The 603-nt window shown below is 60.2% G+C and carries 1 rRNA gene; it reads right to left on the bottom strand.

Features of this window, described 5'->3' with window-relative positions:
* Nucleotides 1-332 (bottom strand): 23S ribosomal RNA (locus AC5WRT_RS39035); the annotation flags it as partial.
* Nucleotides 333-603: the final 271 nt, after the last annotated feature.

Here is a 603-nt window from a genome sequence, read left to right as displayed (position 1 = left end):
AAGAGAGATCCCACAACCCCGCATACGCAACCCCTGCCGGGTCTCACACGCATACGGTTTGGCCTCATCCGGTTTCGCTCGCCACTACTCCCGGAATCACGGTTGTTTTCTCTTCCTGCGGGTACTGAGATGTTTCACTTCCCCGCGTTCCCTCCACACTGCCTATGTGTTCAGCAGTAGGTGACAGCCCATGACGACTGCCGGGTTTCCCCATTCGGAAACCCCCGGATCAAAGCCTGGTTGACGACTCCCCGGGGACTATCGCGGCCTCCCACGTCCTTCATCGGTTCCTGGTGCCAAGGCATCCACCGTGCGCCCTTAAAAACTTGGCCACAGATGCTCGCGTCCACTGTGCAGTTCTCAAACAACGACCAGCCACCCATCACCCCGAACCCACAAGGCTCGAGTGCACTGGGACCGGCGACTGAGGAGAAGTCCATTCCCTCAGACACCCAACAGCGTGCCCGGCCGGCACCCGCCCGGAGATCGTGCGTTCCACGCTCTTACGAGCAGTACTAGCAGCCTCCGACCCGAGGTCCCGACCGAATAGTCAACGTTCCACCCATGAGCAACCAGCATCAGACGTTCGCCGATGTACTGGCC

This window comes from Streptomyces sp. NTD91 (assembly GCF_059510455.1).
Note: the sequence above shows the minus strand (reverse complement) of the source record. Positions and strands in the feature narration are given on the sequence as shown.